Source organism: Kitasatospora sp. NPDC127116, assembly GCF_042677365.1.
Taxonomy (GTDB): Bacteria; Actinomycetota; Actinomycetes; order Streptomycetales; family Streptomycetaceae; genus Kitasatospora; species Kitasatospora lactacystinica.
Map to the genome: position 1 here is coordinate 51,635 of NZ_JBHXTL010000023.1, position 17,860 is coordinate 69,494.

At 77.5% G+C, this 17,860-nt stretch carries 1 protein-coding gene; it reads right to left on the minus strand.

Annotated elements, in window-relative coordinates; genetic code table 11:
- Positions 1-5 precede the first annotated feature (5 nt).
- Positions 6-17,732, minus strand: coding sequence for a non-ribosomal peptide synthase/polyketide synthase (locus tag ACFVHV_RS12530; protein WP_380351051.1), 17,727 nt, complete (start codon positions 17,730-17,732; stop codon positions 6-8).
- Positions 17,733-17,860: the final 128 nt, after the last annotated feature.

Sequence of the window (17,860 nt, forward strand, 5' to 3'; positions counted from 1 at the left end):
GCTCCTCACCGTTCGTCGTCGTCGGGGCGGCCGGAGGCGGCGGCTTCGTCGGGTCCGCCCAGGGCGGCGGCTTCGAGTTCGCTGAGCACCAGGTCCTCGACCAGGTCCGCCAGGGCGGCCACGGTGCGGGAGACCAGCACGTCGCGGGGGGTGAGCGTGACGCCGAAGGCGTCGTTGGCCCGGGAGGCGATCAGCAGGGCGCGCACGGAGTCGCCGCCGAGCTGGAAGAAGTCGTCGGTGGCGCCGACATCGGTGTGCAGGGTCTCGGCCCAGATCTCCGCCACCGCCTCCTCGGTGGGGGTGCGGGGTGCGACCCGCTCGGCCGGGCCGGTCTCCTCCGGCCCGGGGGCGGGCAGGGCGGCGCGGTCGGTCTTGCCGCTCGCGGTGAGCGGGAAGCGCTCCAGCACCGCGAAGGCGGTGGGGACCATGGGGCCGGGCAGCGAGCGGGCGGCCAGGGCGCGCAGTTCGGCGCCGGTGGGCGGTTCGGCGCCGGGGGCGGCCAGCAGGTGGGCGACCAGCCGGGGCAGCCCGGGCTCGTCCTCCCGGATGCTCACCACGGCGTCCAGTACGGCCGGGTGGCGCGTCAGCACGGCCTCCACCTCGCCCGCCTCGATCCGGTGGCCGCGCAGTTTGAGCTGGTGGTCGGTGCGGCCCAGGTAGTGCAGTTCGCCGTGGCGGTCGCGGCGCACCAGGTCCCCGGTGCGGTACATCCGGCCGCCGGGCGGGCCGTACGGGTCGGCGGTGAAGCGGGCGGCGGTCAGGCCGGGGCGGCCGAGGTAGCCGCGGGCGAGGGCCGGTCCGCTGAGCCACAGTTCGCCGGGGACGCCGTCGGGCACCGGTCGCAGCCGGGCGTCCAGGACGTACGCGCCGGTGGCGGGCAGCGGGCGGCCGATCGGCGGGGCGGCGCCGTCCGCGGTCAGCGGCGCGGACCAGGTGGCGACCACGGTGGCCTCGGTGGGGCCGTAGGAGTTGACCATCCGGTGGTGCGGGGCCCAGCGGGCGACCAGGTCGGCGCCGCAGGCCTCGGCCCCGACGATCAGCGTCCTGAGGTCGGGCAGGCTGCCGGGGGTGTCGGCCGGCAGGGTGGCCAGGGCGGCGGGCGGCAGCAGGGTGTGGGTGATCCGCTCCGCCCGCAGCAGCCCGGCCAGCCGGTCGCCGAGCAGGGGGCCGGGCTCGGGCACCACCAGCCGGGCGCCGTGCGGCAGGGCCAGGCACAGTTCGAGCACCGAGGCGTCGAAGCTGGGGGTGGCGAAGGCGAGCACCCGGTCCCCCGGGGCGGCCCGGTAGTGCGCGGCCTCGGCGGCGGCGAAGGCCGCGAGCCCGCGGTGGGTGACGACGACGCCCTTGGGGGTGCCGGTGGAGCCGGAGGTGAAGATGACGTAGGCGGGGTCGTCCGGGTCGAGCGGGCGGGTCCGGTCGGCGTCGGTGGGCCGGTGGCCGGGGGCGCCGGCCGGCTCGGCGGCGAGGAGCTCGGCGACCTCCTTGGCGTCCAGGGTCAGGGCGGGGGCCGCGTCGCGCAGCATCGCCTCGATCCGTTCCTCGGGGTAGTGCGGGTCGACGGGCAGGAAGGCGGCGCCGGTCTTGGCCACCGCGAGTTCGGCGAGCACGGTGTCGGCCGAGCGGGGCAGCAGCAGGGCGACGAGCCGCCCGGGGCCGGCGCCGCGGGCGATCAGCCGGTGGGCCAGCCGGTTGGCGAGGGCCTCGGCCTCGGCGAAGGTCAGCTCCAGGCCGGCCGCGCTCAGCGCGACGGCCCGCGGCCACCGGTCCACGGCGGCCTCGACCAGGGCGGGCAGGGTCGCCGGGGGCACCGGGCCGGTCTCCGGGCGGGCCGGGCCGCGCAGCAGCCGCTCGCGTTCGCCGGGCGGCAGCAGGTCGAGTCCGTCCAGCGGGGTGGTGCCGTCCGAGTCGGCCAGCGCGGACAGGGTGTGCAGCAGTTGGTCGGCGAGGCGCCGGGCGGTCTCCCGGTCGAGGAAGCGCGGGTCGTGGCCGAGTTCCACGGCGAGCCGCTCGCCGGGCGAGACCACCACGGTGAGCGGGTAGTTGGTGGCCTCCCGGGCGTCCAGTTCGCGCACCAGCAGGCCGTGCGCGCCGGCCGTGGCGTCGCCGACCGGGTAGTTCTCGAAGACGACCAGGCTGTCGAACAGCTCGGTGCCCGGCGGGACCTGGCCGAGCCCGTGCATCCGGGCCAGCGGCAGGTGGTCGAAGCGGCGGTCCTCGGCCTGCTCCTCCTGGAGGGTGCGCAGCCAGTCGGCGCAGGGCCGGCGGCCGTCGACGGCGACCCGGGCGGGCAGGGTGGTGATGAACAGGCCGACGATGCCGTCGGAGCCGGCCAGGTCGGTGGGCCGGCCGGAGACGGTGGTGCCGAAGCAGACCCGCTGTTCGCCGCTCCAGCGCGACAGCAGCAGCGCCCAGGCGCCCTGCACCACGGTGTTGAGGGTGAGGCGGTGGCGGCGGGCGAACTCCTGGAGCCGCTCGGTGTCCGCCTCGTCCAGCCGGTGCGAGAGCCAGTCCCCGGAGCGGGCCGTGTCGCCCGGGGCGGGGCGGCGGTCGTAGGGCAGCGCGGTGGGGGCGGTGAGGTCGGCCAGCACGCCGCGCCAGTGCTCGACGGCGGCGCCGGTGTCGCGCTCCGCGAGCCAGCCGACGTAGTCGGCGAAGGGCCGGCGCTCGGGCAGTTCGGGCCGCTCGCCGCGGGCGAGGGCGGCGTGGGCGGCCAGCACGTCCGCGAGGACGTGGAAGACGCTCCAGCCGTCCAGCAGCACGTGGTGGAAGGCCCAGACCACCCGGACCCGGTCCGGGCCGAGCCGGATCAGGTCGAGCCGCAGCAGCGGGGCCCGGTCCAGGGCCAGGGGGTGGGCCCGCCGTTCGGCGAGCAGGTCCTCCAGCCGGGCTTCGCGCTGCGCCGCGCCCAGCGCGCTCCAGTCGTGTTCGGTGACCGGGAGCGTCGCCTGCCGGTGGACCACCTGGAGCGGCACGGGAACGTCGCGCAGCACCACGGAGGTGCGCAGCACCGGGGTGCGGTCGACGACGTGCTGCCAGGCGGCGGCCAGCAGGCCGGGGTCGCGGGCGCCGTCCAGGACGAAGGTGATCTGCTCGACGTAGAGGCCGTGTTCGGCCTCGTCGAGGCCGTGCACGACCATGCCGGTCTGGGTGGGGGTGAGCGGCTGGATCTCCGTCACGTCCCGGCCGGTGCCGGCCAGCCGGTCGACGCCGGCCTGGTCCAGGCCGGCCAGCGGGAAGTCGGAGGGGGTGCGGCCGCCGGCGCCGGGTTCGGCGCAGTGGCGGACGATCTCCCGCAGCTCGTCCAGCAGTTCGGCGGCCAGCCGGGCGACCGTCCCGCTGTGGTGCACCTCGCGGGAGTAGGACCAGGTGAAGGAGAGCCGGCCGTCGGCGACCAGGCCGAGCACGTCCAGCAGGTGGGGGCGGCGGGCGGTGCGGTCCATGCCGCCGGTGAGCGGGCCGGCCGGGGCGTGCAGCAGGCCGCCGGGGGTGGCGCTCCGGTCCTGCCGGCCCAGGTAGTTGAAGCCGATCTGCGGCAGCGCGAGGCCGGGCTCCGGCTTGAGGTGGCGCAGGGCGCCGTGGCCGAGGCCGCCGTTCGGGACGGCGCGCAGGCTCTCCTTGACGGCCTTCAGGGCGGTGCCGGTGTCCGCGTCCGGGGGCACGGCCAGGGCGACGGGGTACATCGCGGTGAACCAGCCGACGGTGCGGGACAGGTCAACGCCGTCGAGGAGTTCCTCGCGGCCGTGGCCCTCCAGGGTGACCAGGACCCGGTTCCGTCCGGTCCAGCGGGCCAGCACCCGGCCGAGGGCGCAGAGCAGGACGTCGTTGACCCGGGTGCGGTAGGCCTCCGGGACGTCCTGGAGCAGCCGGCGGGTGTCCTCGGCGCCCAGGGCGAAGGTCAGCGACTCCTCGGCCTCGGCCGTGTTGGCGCCGTCGAGGTCGGTGGGCAGCGCGATGGCCGCACCGTCCGCCAGGCGCTGCCAGTACGGGAGTTCCGCGTCGAAGCCGCCGGCCGCGGTGTGCGCGGCGAGGCGTTCGGCCCAGGCCCGGAAGGAGGTGGTCTTGGCGCCGAGGTCGGGCCGCTGGCCCGCGGCGGCCGCGCGGTGGGCTCGTTCCAGGTCCTCCAGCAGGATCCGCCAGGACACCGCGTCGACCACCAGGTGGTGCGCGGCCAGCAGCAGCACCGGGCGGGGGTCGCCGGCGAAGCGGCAGAGCGCGGCGCGCAGCAGCGGCCCGGCGGCCAGGTCGAAGCCCTGGGCGAGGCGCTCGCCGAGGTCGCGCAGGGCGCTCTCGCGTTCCTCGCCCCCGGCGGCGGGCAGCTCGTGGACCCGCAGGTCGGGGGCCCGGCCGGGCTCGGTGCCGTACTGGCGCCACCGGCCGTCGGGGAGCGGCTCGCAGCGCAGCCGCAGGGCGTCGTGGTGGTCCAGGACGGCGGCCAGGGCGGCCCGCAGGGTGGGCTCCTCGGTGCCGGGGGCGAGGGTGAAGGAGACGGACTGGGTGAGCCGGGCGGGGTCGCCGTCGAGGGTGTCCAGCAGCCAGTGCTGGACGGGGGTGAGCGGGGTCTCGCCGGTGACGGCGCCCTGGTCGGCGTCCGTGCCGGGGCGCGGCGCGCGTTCGGCGGCAGCGGCGAGTTCGGCGAGGGTCTGGTGGGCGAACAGGTGCCGGGGGGTCAGCGCGAGGCCGGCCCGGCGGGCCGCCGAGACGATCTGGATGCCGAGGATGGAGTCCCCGCCGAGGGCGAAGTAGTTGTCGTCCGCGTTCACCTCGGGCACGCCCAGCACCTCGCGCCAGATCGCGGCGAGGGCCTGCTCGGTTCCGGTGCGCGGCGGCCGGTCGCCGCCGGTGGCCCGGGTGGCCGGGACCGGTTCGGGCAGGGCGCGCCGGTCCAGCTTGCCGGTGGCGCCGAGCGGCAGCCGCTCCAGCGGCACCACCAGGGCGGGCACCAGGTGGTCGGGGAGGGTGCGGCCGAGGAAGGCCCGCCACTCGGCCGGGTCGGGCAGGGCGCCGTCGCGGGGCACCGCGTAGCCCACCAGCCGCTTGTGGCCGTCCTGGTCGACCACCCGGGCGGCGGCCGCCGCCACCTGCGGGTGGCGGGCCAGCGCGGCCTCGACCTCGCCGAGTTCGATCCGGAAGCCGCGCACCTTGACCTGGTCGTCGGCGCGGCCGAGGTAGTCCAGTTCGCCGTCGGCGCTCCAGCGCACCCGGTCGCCGGTGCGGTACATCCGGCTGCCGGGCGGGCCGTAGGGGTCGGGCAGGAAGCGCCCGGCGGTCAGGCCGGGGCGGCGCAGGTAGCCGCGCGCCACGCCGGTGCCGGCCAGGTACAGCTCCCCGGGCGCGCCGACGGGCACCGGGCGCAGCCGCTCGTCCAGGACGTAGGCCCGGGCGCCGCCGACCGGTCGGCCGATCGGCGGGTCGCGGTCGGGGTCGGCGGGGTCGCAGGTGTGGGCGGTGGCGTAGACGGTGGCCTCGGTGGGGCCGTAGATGTTCAGCACCCGGCAGCCGGGGACGGCCTCGCGCACGGTGCGCACGGTGCGGTCGGGCAGTCCTTCGCCGGCCAGCACCACGGTGTCCGCGCCGATTCGCAGGGCGCCGTCGGCGAGCAGTCCGCCGAGGGCCGAGGGCACGGCGCTGAGCAGGCCGGCCCTCCGGGGGCCGGGGTTCTCGGCCAGGGCCAGCAGGTCGCGCAGGAGTTCCACGCAGCCGCCGGAGAGCAGCGGCGCGAAGATCTCGAACACCGACACGTCGAAGTTGAGCGAGGTGGCGGCGACCACGTGCTCCAGGCCCCGGCCGGCGAACTCGGCGGCGGCCCAGTCGGTCAGGGCGAGCACCGAGGCGTGGGCGACCACCACGCCCTTGGGGCGGCCGGTGGAGCCGGAGGTGTGGATGACGTACGCGGGGTGCTCCGGCAGCAGGGCGCCGTGCCGTTCCGGGTCGCCGACGGCGTCGGTGCGGGCGGCGGCCAGCCGTTCCCGGCAGGCCGGGTCGTCCGGCACGATCCGGGCGTACGGGCCGTCGGGGAGCCGTCCTGCGGTCGCGGCGTCGGTGATCACGGCGTCGGGCCGGACGTCCTCGAAGAGGTAGGCGATCCGCTCGGCCGGGTATCCGGGGTCGACCGGCAGGTACGCGGCGCCGCTCTTGAGCACCGCGAGGAGCGCCACGGCCAGTTCGACGGTGCGGGGCAGCGCGAGCGCGACGAAGCGCTCGGGTCCGGCCCCGGCCGCGATCAGCAGCCGGGCCAGCCGGTTGGAGCGTTCGTCCAGCTCCCGGTAGGTCAGCAGGCCGTCGCCGGAGCGCACGGCCGGGGCGTCGGGGGTGCGGGCGGCCTGCCGGGCGAAGGCCTCGGGCAGGGTGCGCCGGGGCGCCCGGCGCACCGGGCCGCCGAGGCGTTCCAGCAGCTCGCGTCCCTCGGCCGGGTCCAGCAGCGGCAGTTCGCCGGCCGGCCGGTCGAGGCCGGCCGCCATCCCGGCGAGCAGGGTGCGCAGGCTCGCCCCGAGCCGCTCGACGGTGGCGGCGTCGAAGGCGGCCGGGTCGTGGTCGAGGCTGACCTCGATGGACTCGCCGGGCGCCACCACCACGCCGAGCGGGTAGCTGGTCGGCTCCAGCACGTGCTCGGTCTCCACGCCCAGGCCGTGCCGGGTCAGCGACTGCGCGTCGAAGGGGTAGTTCTCGAAGACCACGATGCTGTCGAACAGGGCGGTGCCGCCCGGCAGTTCGCTCCAGCCCTGGAGCTGGGCCAGCGAGACGGCGTCGTGCCGGCGGGCCTCGGACTGGTGGTCCTGGACCTCCCGCAGCCAGTCCAGCAGCGGGCGCCGGTCGTCGATCCGCACCCGGGTGGGCAGGGCGTTGATGAACAGCCCCACCATCGAGGTGACGCCGGGGAGTTCGGCGGGCCGGCCGGAGACGATGGTGCCGAACACCACGTCCTCGCCGCCGCCGTAGCGGGAGAGCAGCAGCGCCCAGGCGCCCTGGAGCACGGTGTTGACGGTCAGCCCGGCCTGCCGGGCGGTGGCCCGCAGCCGCTCGGACAGCTCGGGGCCGAGGGCGACCTTCACCGAGGCCGAGGAGGAGGCGCGGTGGGCGCCGGCCGGGCGGCGGTCCCGGGGCAGTTCGGTGGGGGCGGGGAAGCCGGCCAGGGTGTCGCGCCAGTACCGCTCGACCGCCGTCCGGTCCTGGCCGGCCAGCCAGCGCAGGTAGTCGGCGTAGGGCGCGCGCTCGACCGGGGCGGGGCGGCGTCCGGCGGTCAGGGCGGCGTAGCGCTCGCAGACCTCGTCGAAGACCTGGGCGGCGCTCCAGCCGTCGAGCAGCACGTGGTGGAAGGTCCACACCACCCGCACCCGGTTCGGGGTCAGCCGGATCAGGGCCAGCCGCAGCAGCGGCGCGCCGCCCAGGTCGATCCCGGCCGCCCGGTCCTCGGCGAGCAGCCGGGCGGTGTCCCGCTCGACCTGTTCGGCGGGGCGGCCGGTCCAGTCGTGGTGGGTCACCGGGACGGTGGCCCGGTGCTGGACGACCTGGAGCGGTTCGGCGCCGTCCTGCCAGCTGAGCCGGGTGCGCAGGACGGCGTTGGCGTCGGCGGCCCGCTGCCAGGCCTCGGCCAGCGCGTGCGGGTCGGTGACCCCGGTCAGCACCAGCTGGACCTGGTTGACGTAGGTGTCGCCGTCCGGGTCGAGCAGGCTGTGGAAGAGCATCCCGGCCTGCATCGGCGTCAGCGGGTAGACGTCGGCGACGGTGCGGCCGTCCCCGGCTATGCGGTCCACCGCCGCCTGGTCGAGGCGGGCGAGCGGGAAGTCGGCGGGGGTGCGGCCGCCGGCGCCGGGTTCGGCGCAGTGGGCGACGATCCGCTCCAGCGCGTCGAGCATGGCCTCGGCCAGGGCGGTGACGGTGTCGGCGCGGTGCCGGCCGGCGCTGTAGTACCAGCCGATCTCCAGTTCGCCGTCCTCGACCCGGGCGACCACGTCCAGCAGGTGGGGGCGCTCGGTGCCGGGCGCCTCCGCGCCGCCGAGGCCGCCGGGGACGGCGCGGACCAGGGCGGCGCCGTCGGCGGACCAGTCGAAGCGGCCCAGGTAGTTGAAGCTCACGCCGGGGGCGGGGGCGTCGGCGAGCGCCTCGTCCCGGGCCAGGTGGCGCAGCGCGCCGTACCCGAGGCCGCGGTCCGGCACGGCCCGCAGCTGTTCCTTGACGGCCTTCAGGGCGGTGCCCCAGTCCCCCGGCGGGATGTCGAGGGCGACCGGGTGGAGGGAGGTGAACCAGCCGACCGTCCGGGACAGGTCGAGGCCGTCGAAGAGCCGGTCCTCGCGGCCGTGGCCCTCCAGGCCGACGGCGACGGTGCCGCGCCCGGTCCACTCGGCGAGGACCCGGCCGAGCGCGGTGAGCAGCACGTCGTCGATCCGGGTGCGGTAGACCCCGGGGACCTCGCGCAGCAGGGCGTCGGTGCGTTCGCGGTCCAGCCGGACGGTCACCTCGCGCAGGTCGGCGGCGGTGTTGCCGCCGTCGCCGTCCACCGGCAGCGGGGTGGCGCAGGCCCGGGCGGCGGCCGCCCAGTGGGCGCGCTGGTCGGCGAAGCCGCCGGCCGCGGTGTGCCCGGCCAGCCGGCGGGCCCACTCCCGGACGGAGCTGGTGCGGGCGGGCAGCCGCAGCGGGCGGCCCTCGACGGCCTGCCGGTAGGCGGTCTCCAGGTCCTCCAGCAGCACCCGCCAGGAGACGCCGTCGACCGCCAGGTGGTGGACGGCCAGCAGCAGCCGGTCGGGCCGGGCGCCGGCCGCACCGGCCTGCGGGGTGGCCGGCGCGGTGGTCGTCGGGGCGGTGAACAGGCGGGCGGTGAACAGCCGGGCGGTGAGCAGCGGGCCGCCGTCCAGCCGGAAGGAGGCGTGGGCGGCCTCGGTCACCGCCGCTTCCGCGCCGTGGTCGTGGACCTCCAGCAGCTCGGGGGCGCTCTCCTCGGCGGGGGCGCAGTGCTGCTGCCAGGTGCCGTCCCCGGCGCGGGTGAAGCGGGAGCGCAGCGCGTCGTGGTGGGCCCACAGGGCGGCGAGCGCGCGGCGCAGGGCCTGCGGGTCGACGGCCCCGGGGGCCTCCACCACGACGCACTGGTCGAAGTGCTCGGCGTGCGGCGGGTTCGGGTCGAGGAACCAGTGCTGGATCGGCGTCAGGCCGACCTCGCCGCTGACCGGTTCGGTCCCGGCGACGGTGACGGCGCTGCCGGCGGCCGCGGCCAGCGCGGCGACGGTGGGGTGGCGGAACAGGTCGCGCGGGGAGAGCGCGAGTCCGGCGGCGCGGGCCCGGGAGACGACCTGGATGCTCAGGATGGAGTCGCCGCCGAGCAGGAAGAAGTCGTCGTCCAGCCCGACCCGTTCGACCCCGAGCAGCTCGGCCCAGATCGCGGCGAGCAGCCGCTCGCGATCGGTGCCGGGGGCGCGGTGGGGGCGGTCGCCGCCCGCCGACCGGTCGGGGGCGGGCAGCCGCCGGCGGTCCACCTTGCCGTTGGCGGTGAGCGGGAGTTCGGGCAGCGTGACGAAGGCCGCGGGCAGCATGTAGTCGGGCAGGTCGGCGGCCAGGTGGGCGCGCAGTTCGGCGGCGCCGGGCGGCTCGGCGCCCTCGGCCGGCACCAGGTGGGCGGCGAGGCTCTTGCGCCCGGCGTCCTGGTACAGCGAGACGACGGCCTCGGCGACGGCCGGGTGGGCGGTGAGCCGGGCCTCGATCTCGGCGGGTTCGATCCGGAAGCCGCGGATCTTGATCTGGTCGTCGGCGCGGCCGACGAAGTGCAGTTCGCCGTCCTCGCTCCACCGGACGGTGTCGCCGGTGCGGTACATCCGCCCGCCGGGCGGGCCGAAGGGGTCGGCGAGGTAGCGGGCGGCGGTCTCGCCGGGGCGGCCCGCGTAGCCGCGGGCGAGGCCGGCCCCGGCGATGTACAGCTCGCCGGTGACGCCGGGCGGCTGCGGCTGGAGCGCGCCGTCCAGGACGTACACCCGGGTGTTGTCCAGCGGGCGGCCGATGGGCAGGACGGCGGGCAGTTCGTCGCCGGCCCGGAAGGCCCGGCGGGTGGCGAAGGTGGTGGTCTCGGTGGGCCCGTAGCCGTCGACCACGGTGAGGCCGGGGCAGGCCGCCAGGACCTTGCGGACGACGGCGCCGGGCACCGCCTCGCCGCCGGTCCACACCTCGTGGGCGCCGCGCAGGCAGCCCGGGTCCTCCTGGGCGAGCAGCCGGAACAGGCCGGCGGTCAGCCACAGGCAGCGCACGCCCCGCTCGGTGACGGCGTGCCGGACGGCGGCGGCGTCCAGGTCCTGCGGCGGGGCGAGCACGGCGGTGCCGCCGCGCAGCAGCGGCACCCACAGTTCGTAGGTGGCGGCGTCGAAGGCGTGCGGGGAGTGCACCAGCACCCGGTCGTGGCCGGCGAAGGCGCGGTCCAGGGCGAGCGCGGCGACGTCCCGGCGGCGCACCGCGACGCCCTTGGGGGTGCCGGTGGAGCCCGAGGTGAACATCAGGTACTGGACGTTGTCGGGGTGGACGGCCGCCGGGGCCGGGGCCGCCGTCCGGTCGTCGGGGAGGTCCACCCGCAGCACCTGCCCGGCGGGGCGCAGCTCGGCGGCCGTGCCGGCCCGGTGGGCGTCGGTGAGCAGCAGGTCGGCACCGGCCTCGGCCAGCATCCGGTGCAGCCGCTCGCGCGGCGCCCGGCCGTCCAGCGGCACGTAGACCGCGCCGGTGCGCACCAGCGCCAGCTGGGCGACGACCAGCTCGACGGAGCGTTCCATCAGCACCCCGACCGGCTGCTCCACCCGGACCCCGTGCGCGGTCAGCCGTCCGGCCAGCTCGGCGGCGCGGGCGTCGAGTTCGCGGTAGGTCAGGCGAAGGTCGCCGGCCTCCAGGGCGACGGCCGCGGGGGTGCGGAGCACCTGCGCGGCGAACAGCTCGGCGATGTCGGCGGCGGGTTCCTCGACGGCGGTGGCGTTCCAGTCGGCCAGGACGCGCCGGCGTTCCTCGCCGGTCAGCAGCGGCAGCCGGGCCGGCGGGCGGTGGGCGCCCTCGGGCAGGGCGGTCAGGACGGCGGTGAGCTGTCCGGCCAGCTGCCGCACCGTGGACTCGTCGAACAGCCGCGGGTCGTAGCAGAGCCGCAGGGACAGCTCCGGGCCCGGGTAGGCCAGCAGGGTGAGCGGGTAGTTGGTGGTCTCGATCCCGTCCAGGTCGCGCAGCCGCAGGCCGTGGGCGTCGGCCGCGTCCTCGTCGACGGGGTAGTTCTCGAAGACCACCAGGCTGTCGAACAGGCCGGTCCGCTCGGGCAGTTCGGTGCCGGCCCGCATTCTGGTGAGCGGGACGAAGCCGTACCGCCGGTCCTCGCTCTGCTCCCGCTGCAGGGTCCGGAGCCAGTCGACCAGGGTGCCGTCCGCGGGCACCGCGGTGCGGGCCGGCAGGGTGGTGATGAACAGGCCGGTCATGGTCTCGACGCCGGGCAGCTCGGGCGGCCGCCCGGAGGAGGTGGTGCCGAACACCACCTCGGCCCGGCCTGCCCGGCGGCCCAGCAGCACCGCCCAGGCGCCCTGGACCAGGGTGTTGAAGGTCAGCCCGGAGCCGCGGGCGAGGTCCTCCAGCGCCCCGGTCGCGGCGGCGGGCAGGGTGAACGGCACGGCCCGAGTGGACTCGGCGCGGTGGCTCTGCACCGGCTCGCGGTCGTAGGGCAGCGGTGTCGCCTCGGCGAGCCCGGCGAGGCGGGTGCGCCAGTGCCGTTCGGCCTCGGCGTGGTCGCGCTCGCCCAGCCAGGCCAGGTAGTCGCGGTAGGGCCGGCGCTCCGGCACGGTGCCGTACGGGACCTCGCCGTCCCGTCCCGGCCCGGCCAGGGCGGCGTGCGCCGCGAAGACGTCCGAGAGCACCTGGAACAGGCTCCAGCCGTCCAGGACCAGGTGGTGGAAGGACCAGAGCACCCGCACCCGGCTCTCCGGGAGCCGGATCAGCAGCAGCCGCTGGAGCGGGGCCCGCGCCAGGTCGAGGCCGCGGGCCCGGTCGCGGTCCAGCAGTTCGGCGAGCCGGTCGCGGCGCTCCTGCTCGGGCAGTTCGCGCCAGTCCAGGTGGGTGACCGGGACGGCCACCCGGCGGTGCACCACCAGCAGCGGCTCGGGCACCTCCTGCCAGCGGACGTGGGCGCGCAGCACCGCGGTGCGGTCGGTGACCCACTGCCAGGCGGCGGCGAGGCGGGCCGGGTCGGGCACGCCGTCGAGGACGAAGTCCAGCTGCTGGAAGTAGGCGCCGCTGTCCTCCTCGGCGAGGCCGTGGAAGAGCATGCCGGACTGGGTCGGGGTGAGCGGCAGCACGTCCTCCACCGCGCCCGGGTCGGCGCCGGTGATCCGGTCCACGGCCGCCTGGTCGAGCCGGGCCAGCGGGAAGTCGGACGGGGTGCGCCCGGCGGCGCCGGGGCGGGCCGCGTGGCGGGCGAGGTCGGCCAGTTCCTCGGCGAAGCGCCGGGCCAGCGCCTCGACGGTCCCGCTCCGGTGGACGGCGGCGGAGTGGAACCAGGTGAACTCCAGCGCGTCGCCGTCGAGGCGGCCGACCACCTCCAGCGGGTGGGGGCGCTCCGTGCCCGGGTCGGCGTCCAGCTCCAGCGGCCGGAAGGTGCCGCGGAACAGCCCGTCCGGGTCGTCCGGCAGGGCGATGCGGCCCAGGTAGTTGAAGCCGATCCGGGCGGCCGGGACGTCCGGCGCCGTGCCGGGGCGCCCGAGGTAGCGCAGCGCCTCGAAGCCGAGGCCGCGCCGGGGGACGGCGCGCAGCTGTTCCTTGACCTGCTTGAGGACGGTGTCCCAGTCGGCTCCGGCGGGCACGGCCAGGGCGACGGGGTGGCGGGTGGTGAACCAGCCGACCGTACGGCCGAGGTCGAGCTCGGCGAACAGTTCCTCGCGTCCGTGGCCCTCGACGTCCACCACGACCCGCTCCAGCCCGCTCGCCCCGCACAGCGCCCGGCCGAGCGCGCTCAACAGCACGTCGTTGGCCTGGGTGCGGTAGGTGTCGGGCAGGGTGCGCAGCAGGGCGGCGGTGTCGGCGGGGCTCAGCCGGACGGTGACGGAGCGTTCGGTGGCGTAGGTGTCGGGGCCGTCGAGCTCGGCGGGGAACGGCTCGGCGGCGGGCTGCCCGGGCGTTTGGTCGGGCTGCCCGGGCACGGCCCGCGCCCAGTACTCCGTCTCGTCCTCGAAGCCGCCCGCGGCGGCGAAGGCGCTCAGCCGCTCGGCCCACTGCCGCAGCGGCGAGGACTTGCCCGGCAGGGCGGCCGCCCCGTCCCGGCCCTCGCGGCGGGCGCGGTAGGCGGTGTCGAGGTCCTCCAGCAGCACCCGCCAGGAGACCCCGTCGACCACCAGGTGGTGGACGGCCAGGTGCAGGACCGGGGGCCGGTCCCCGGCGCGCTCGTGCAGCACGGCGCGCAGCAGCGGCCCGCCGCCGCCCAGGTCGTGGGGGCCGAAGTGCGGGGTGTCCCGGTCCGGGCCGGTGTGCCGGGTCAGGGTGAGCCGGGCGGCCGGCTCCCAGATGTGCCAGCGCGCGGCGCCGGCACCGTCCGGGGCGGTGAAGGCCGAACGCAGCGCGTCGTGGTGGGCGACCAGGTCGTTCAGGGCCTCCTCCAGGGCCGCCCGGTCCAGGTCGCCGGGCAGCAGCAGGGAGAGCGCCTGGCCGAAGTGGCCGGCCCGGCCGGCGGCCCGGCCGAGCCACCAGCGCTGGATCGGGGTCGGCACGGCCTCCCCGGTGGCGGCCGCCGGCGCGGGCACGGGCGGCGCCTCGGCGTCCTCCGCGGCCAGGGCGAGCGCGGCGACCGTCTGGTGGCGGTAGAGGTCCCGGGAGGTGAGCGCCAGCCCGGCCTGCCGGGAGCGGGCCACCACCTGGATGCCGAGGATGGAGTCGCCGCCGAGGTCGAAGAAGTTGTCGTCGGCGCCGACCCGCTCCAGCCGCAGCACCTCGGCCCAGATCCCGGCGAGCGCCCGTTCGGCGGGGGTGCGGGGGGCGACGTGGCGGACGGCGCCGGCCGCCGGCCCGGGGTCGGGCAGCCGGCCGCGGTCGAGGGTGCCGTCGGGGCCCAGCGGCAGGGCGGGCAGCGGCACCACGACGGCGGGGACCAGGTGGTCGGGCAGGGTCAGGGCGAGGGTGCGGCGCACCGCCTCGGGCTCGACCCGGCCGCCGGGGACGGGCACCACGTACCCGACCAGCCGCCTGGGGTCGCCGGTGAGGACGGCGGCCGCCTCGGCCACCCCGGGGCAGCGCCGCAGCGCCCGCGCCACCTCGTCCGGGTCGGTCCGCAGCCCGCGGGGCTTCGCCCACTGCTCGACCCGCCCGAGGTGCTCCAGCTCGCCGTCTGCGGTCCACCGCACCAGCTCCCCGGTGCGGTGGAGCAGCTCCCCCGGCGCGCCGTACGGGTCGGCGACGAACTGCCCGGCGGCGCCTTCCGGCTGCTCGGGGAAGTCGCCCGCGAGGTACAACTCGCCCGGCACGCCCTGGGGTTGGGGGCGCATCGCACGGTCGAGGACGTAGCCGCGGGTCCAGCCGGGCAGGCCGGACGCGGTGAGCGCCCCGGGCAGCGCGGTGTCCGGCTTCCAGGCGTCGAGCAGCGCCCGCCGCTCCTCCTCGGGGATCAGCGGCAGCTCGGCGAGGGTGCGCTGCGGGCCGTCCGCCATCCCGGCCAGCAGGCGGTGCAGGTGGTCCGCCAGCGCGGTCACGGTCCGCCGGTCGAACAGGTCGGTGTTGTACTCCGCCGTCAGCGTGCAGCCGCCGCCGTCATCGGGGGTGAACTCCAGCACCAGGTCGAAGCGGGCGGCCGGGCGGGGCAGCGGGTGCTCGGCGAAGCGCAGGCCCCCGGCGGGCGCCGGGGCGACAGGGGTCTGCTGGACGACGACGACCTGGACCAGCGGGGTGCGGCCGGGGTCGCGGGGCGGGGCCAGTTCCTCGACCACCCGGTCGAAGGGCACCTCGGCGTGGGCGAAGGCGTCCAGCAGGGTGGTGCGCATGCCCGCCACGAAGTCGTCGACGGTGGCCCGCTCGTCCACGTCGCCGCGCAGCACCACGGTGTTGACGAAGAAGCCGGTCACCTCCTCCAGTTCCCGCCGGTCCCGCCCGTTGGTGACGGTGCCGAAGGCCACGTCCCGCTGGCCGGAGTGGCGCGAGAGCAGCAGCGCGCACGCCCCGGCGAACAGGGTGAACACCGTGGTGCCGCGGCCGGCGGCGAGGTGGCGCAGCCGGTCGACCAGGTCGGCCGGCAGCCGGTGGCGGTGCGCCGCGCCGTTGGTGGTGCGCTGCTCGGGCCGGGGGCGGTCGGTGGGCAGGCGCAGGGTCGGCAGGTCGGCGAGGGTGTGCTTCCAGTAGGCGAGGTCGGGTGCGTGGTCGGTCCGGCGGTGCTGCTCCCAGTGGGCGAAGTCGGGGTACTGGAGGGCGGGGGCGGGCAGGGCGTCGGGTTCGCCGGTGGTCTCCGCCCGGTAGAGGGCGGCCAGTTCGCGGGTGAGGACGCCCACCGACCAGCCGTCGGTGACGATGTGGTGCTGGGCCAGCAGCAGCAGGTGCTCCTCGGCGGCGAGCCGGACCAGCAGCACCCGGGCGAGCGGGCCCCGGGCGAGGTCGTAGGGCCGTTCCAGTTCCTCGGCCAGCAGGCGTTCGGCCGCCGGGGCGCGCTCCGTCTCGGGCAGGGCGCCGAGGTCCTCGGTGCGCAGCGGCAGCTCCGCCCGCTCGGCGACGCGCTGCACCAGCTGCCCGTCGAGGGTGGCGACGGTGGTGCGCAGCGAGTCGTGCCGGGCGGTGAGCCGCCGCAGGGCCCGGTCGAGGGCGTCCCGGTCGAGGGCGCCGTGCAGCCGCAGGGCCACGCCGGTGTGGTTGCCGGTGCCGCCGGGGGCGAGGTCGTCCAGGAACCAGAGCCGGCGCTGGGCGCTGGACAGCGGCAGCGGCTCCCCGCGCGGGGCGGGCGGGATCGGGCCGGTCGGTGCGGCGGCGGGCATCGCGTCGAGCAGCGGGGCGAGGGCGGCGACGGTGCGGGCGGTGAAGACGTCACGCAGGGTGAGCCGGACGCCGAGGCGTTCGGTGATCCGGGCCAGGGTGCGGGCGGCGAGGACGGAGTCGCCGCCGAGGTCGAAGAAGTCGTCCTCCACCCCCACGGCGTCGTGGCCGAGCACCTCGGCCCAGACGGCGGCCAGGGCGCGCTCCCGCTCGGTGCGCGGGGCGGTGCTCCCGGCGGCGGCCTGCCGGGCGGGCGCGGGCAGCGCCCGCTGGTCGATCTTGAGCTGCGGGGTGAGCGGGAACTCGGGCAGCACGACGACGGCGGCGGGCACCAGGTGGGCGGGCAGCGCGGCGGCCAGGGCGGTGCGCAGCTCGGCCGGGTCGGGGGCGTGCCGCGGGTCGGCGGGTGTGGCGTAGCCGACCAGCCGGGTGTGGCCGGGCTCGTCCTCGCGGACCGTCACGACGGCCTGGTCGACGGCGGGGTGGGCGCGCAGCGCGGCCTCGATCTCGCCCGGTTCGATCCGGAAGCCGCGGACCTTGACCTGCCGGTCGAGCCGGCCGAGGAACTCCAGTTCCCCGTCGGCCCTCCAGCGGGCCCGGTCGCCGGTGCGGTAGAGCCGGGCGCCGGGCGCGCCGAAGGGGTCGGCGACGAAGCGCGCGGCGGTCAGGCCGGGTCGGCCGAGGTAGCCGCGGGCGACGCCCTCGCCGCCGAGGTACAGCTCGCCGTCGGTGCCGGGCGGCTGGGGCCGCATGGTCTCGTCGAGCACGTACACCCGGGCGTGCGGCAGGGCGCCGCCGATGGTGGGTGAACCGGTGCCGGCGGTGAGCGGGCCGGTCCAGGTGGCGACGATGGTGGCCTCGGTCGGACCGTAGGAGTTGATCATGCGTCGGCCGGGCGCCCAGCGGTCGACCAGTTCGGCGGAGCAGGCCTCGGCCCCGACGATCAGGGTGCGCAGGTGGCGGCCCGCGCCGGCGGGGACGGTGGCCAGGGCGGCGGGCGGGATCAGGGTGTGGGTGATGCGGTGCTCGTCCAGGACGGCGGCGAGCTCCTCGCCCAGCCAGGGGCCGTCCGGGGGGATCACCAGGGTGGCGCCGGTGAGGACGGAGACGAACAGTTCCAGGACGGAGGCGTCGAAGCTGGGCGAGGAGAACTGGAGCACCCGGTCGCCGGGCCGCAGCGCGTAGTTCTCGACGGCCGCGGCGGTGAAGCCGGCGATCCCCCGGTGGGTGACGACGACGCCCTTGGGGGTGCCGGTGGAGCCCGAGGTGTAGATCACGTACGCCGGGTGGTCGGTGCCGGCCGGGGCCGGATCGCCCGTGCCGTCCGCGGCGCCCGGCCCGTCCGGGCCCGCGGGCAGGGCGGTCTCCAGGGCCCGGCTCACGGCGGCCGGGTCGTCCAGGACGATCGCGGGGGCGGCGTCGGCGAGCATCAGCGCCCGCCGCTCGGCGGGGTAGGCCGGGTCCACGGGCAGGAAGGCAGCGCCCGCCCGGACGACGGCCAGTTCGGCGGCGACCAGTTCCATGGAGCGCGGCAGGACCAGCGCCACCGTCCGCTCCGGGCCGGCGCCGCGCCGGCGCAGGTCACGGGCCAGTCGCTCGACGCGCTCCGCCAGGTCCCGGTAGGTCCAGCTGCGCCGGCCGTCGGTCACCGCGGGCGCGAGCGGGGTGCGGGCCGCCTGGGCGGCGAACAGCGCGTCCAGGGTCCGGGGCGTCGGGGAGGTGTCTCCGGGGGCTCCGGTGGTGCCGCCGGCCTGCGGCGGGGCGGACGGGTGCACGGGCTGGGCAGGCCGGTCGGCCATGGCGGAAGGTCCTTCCGATGGGGGCGACGACGAGGGCACCGGGGCAGGCGGTAGCCCGCCCTCGGGCCCGGAGGAACAGGGGAACGGGAACACGGCAAAACGGTGGTGCGGCGGTGCGGGGATCGGGC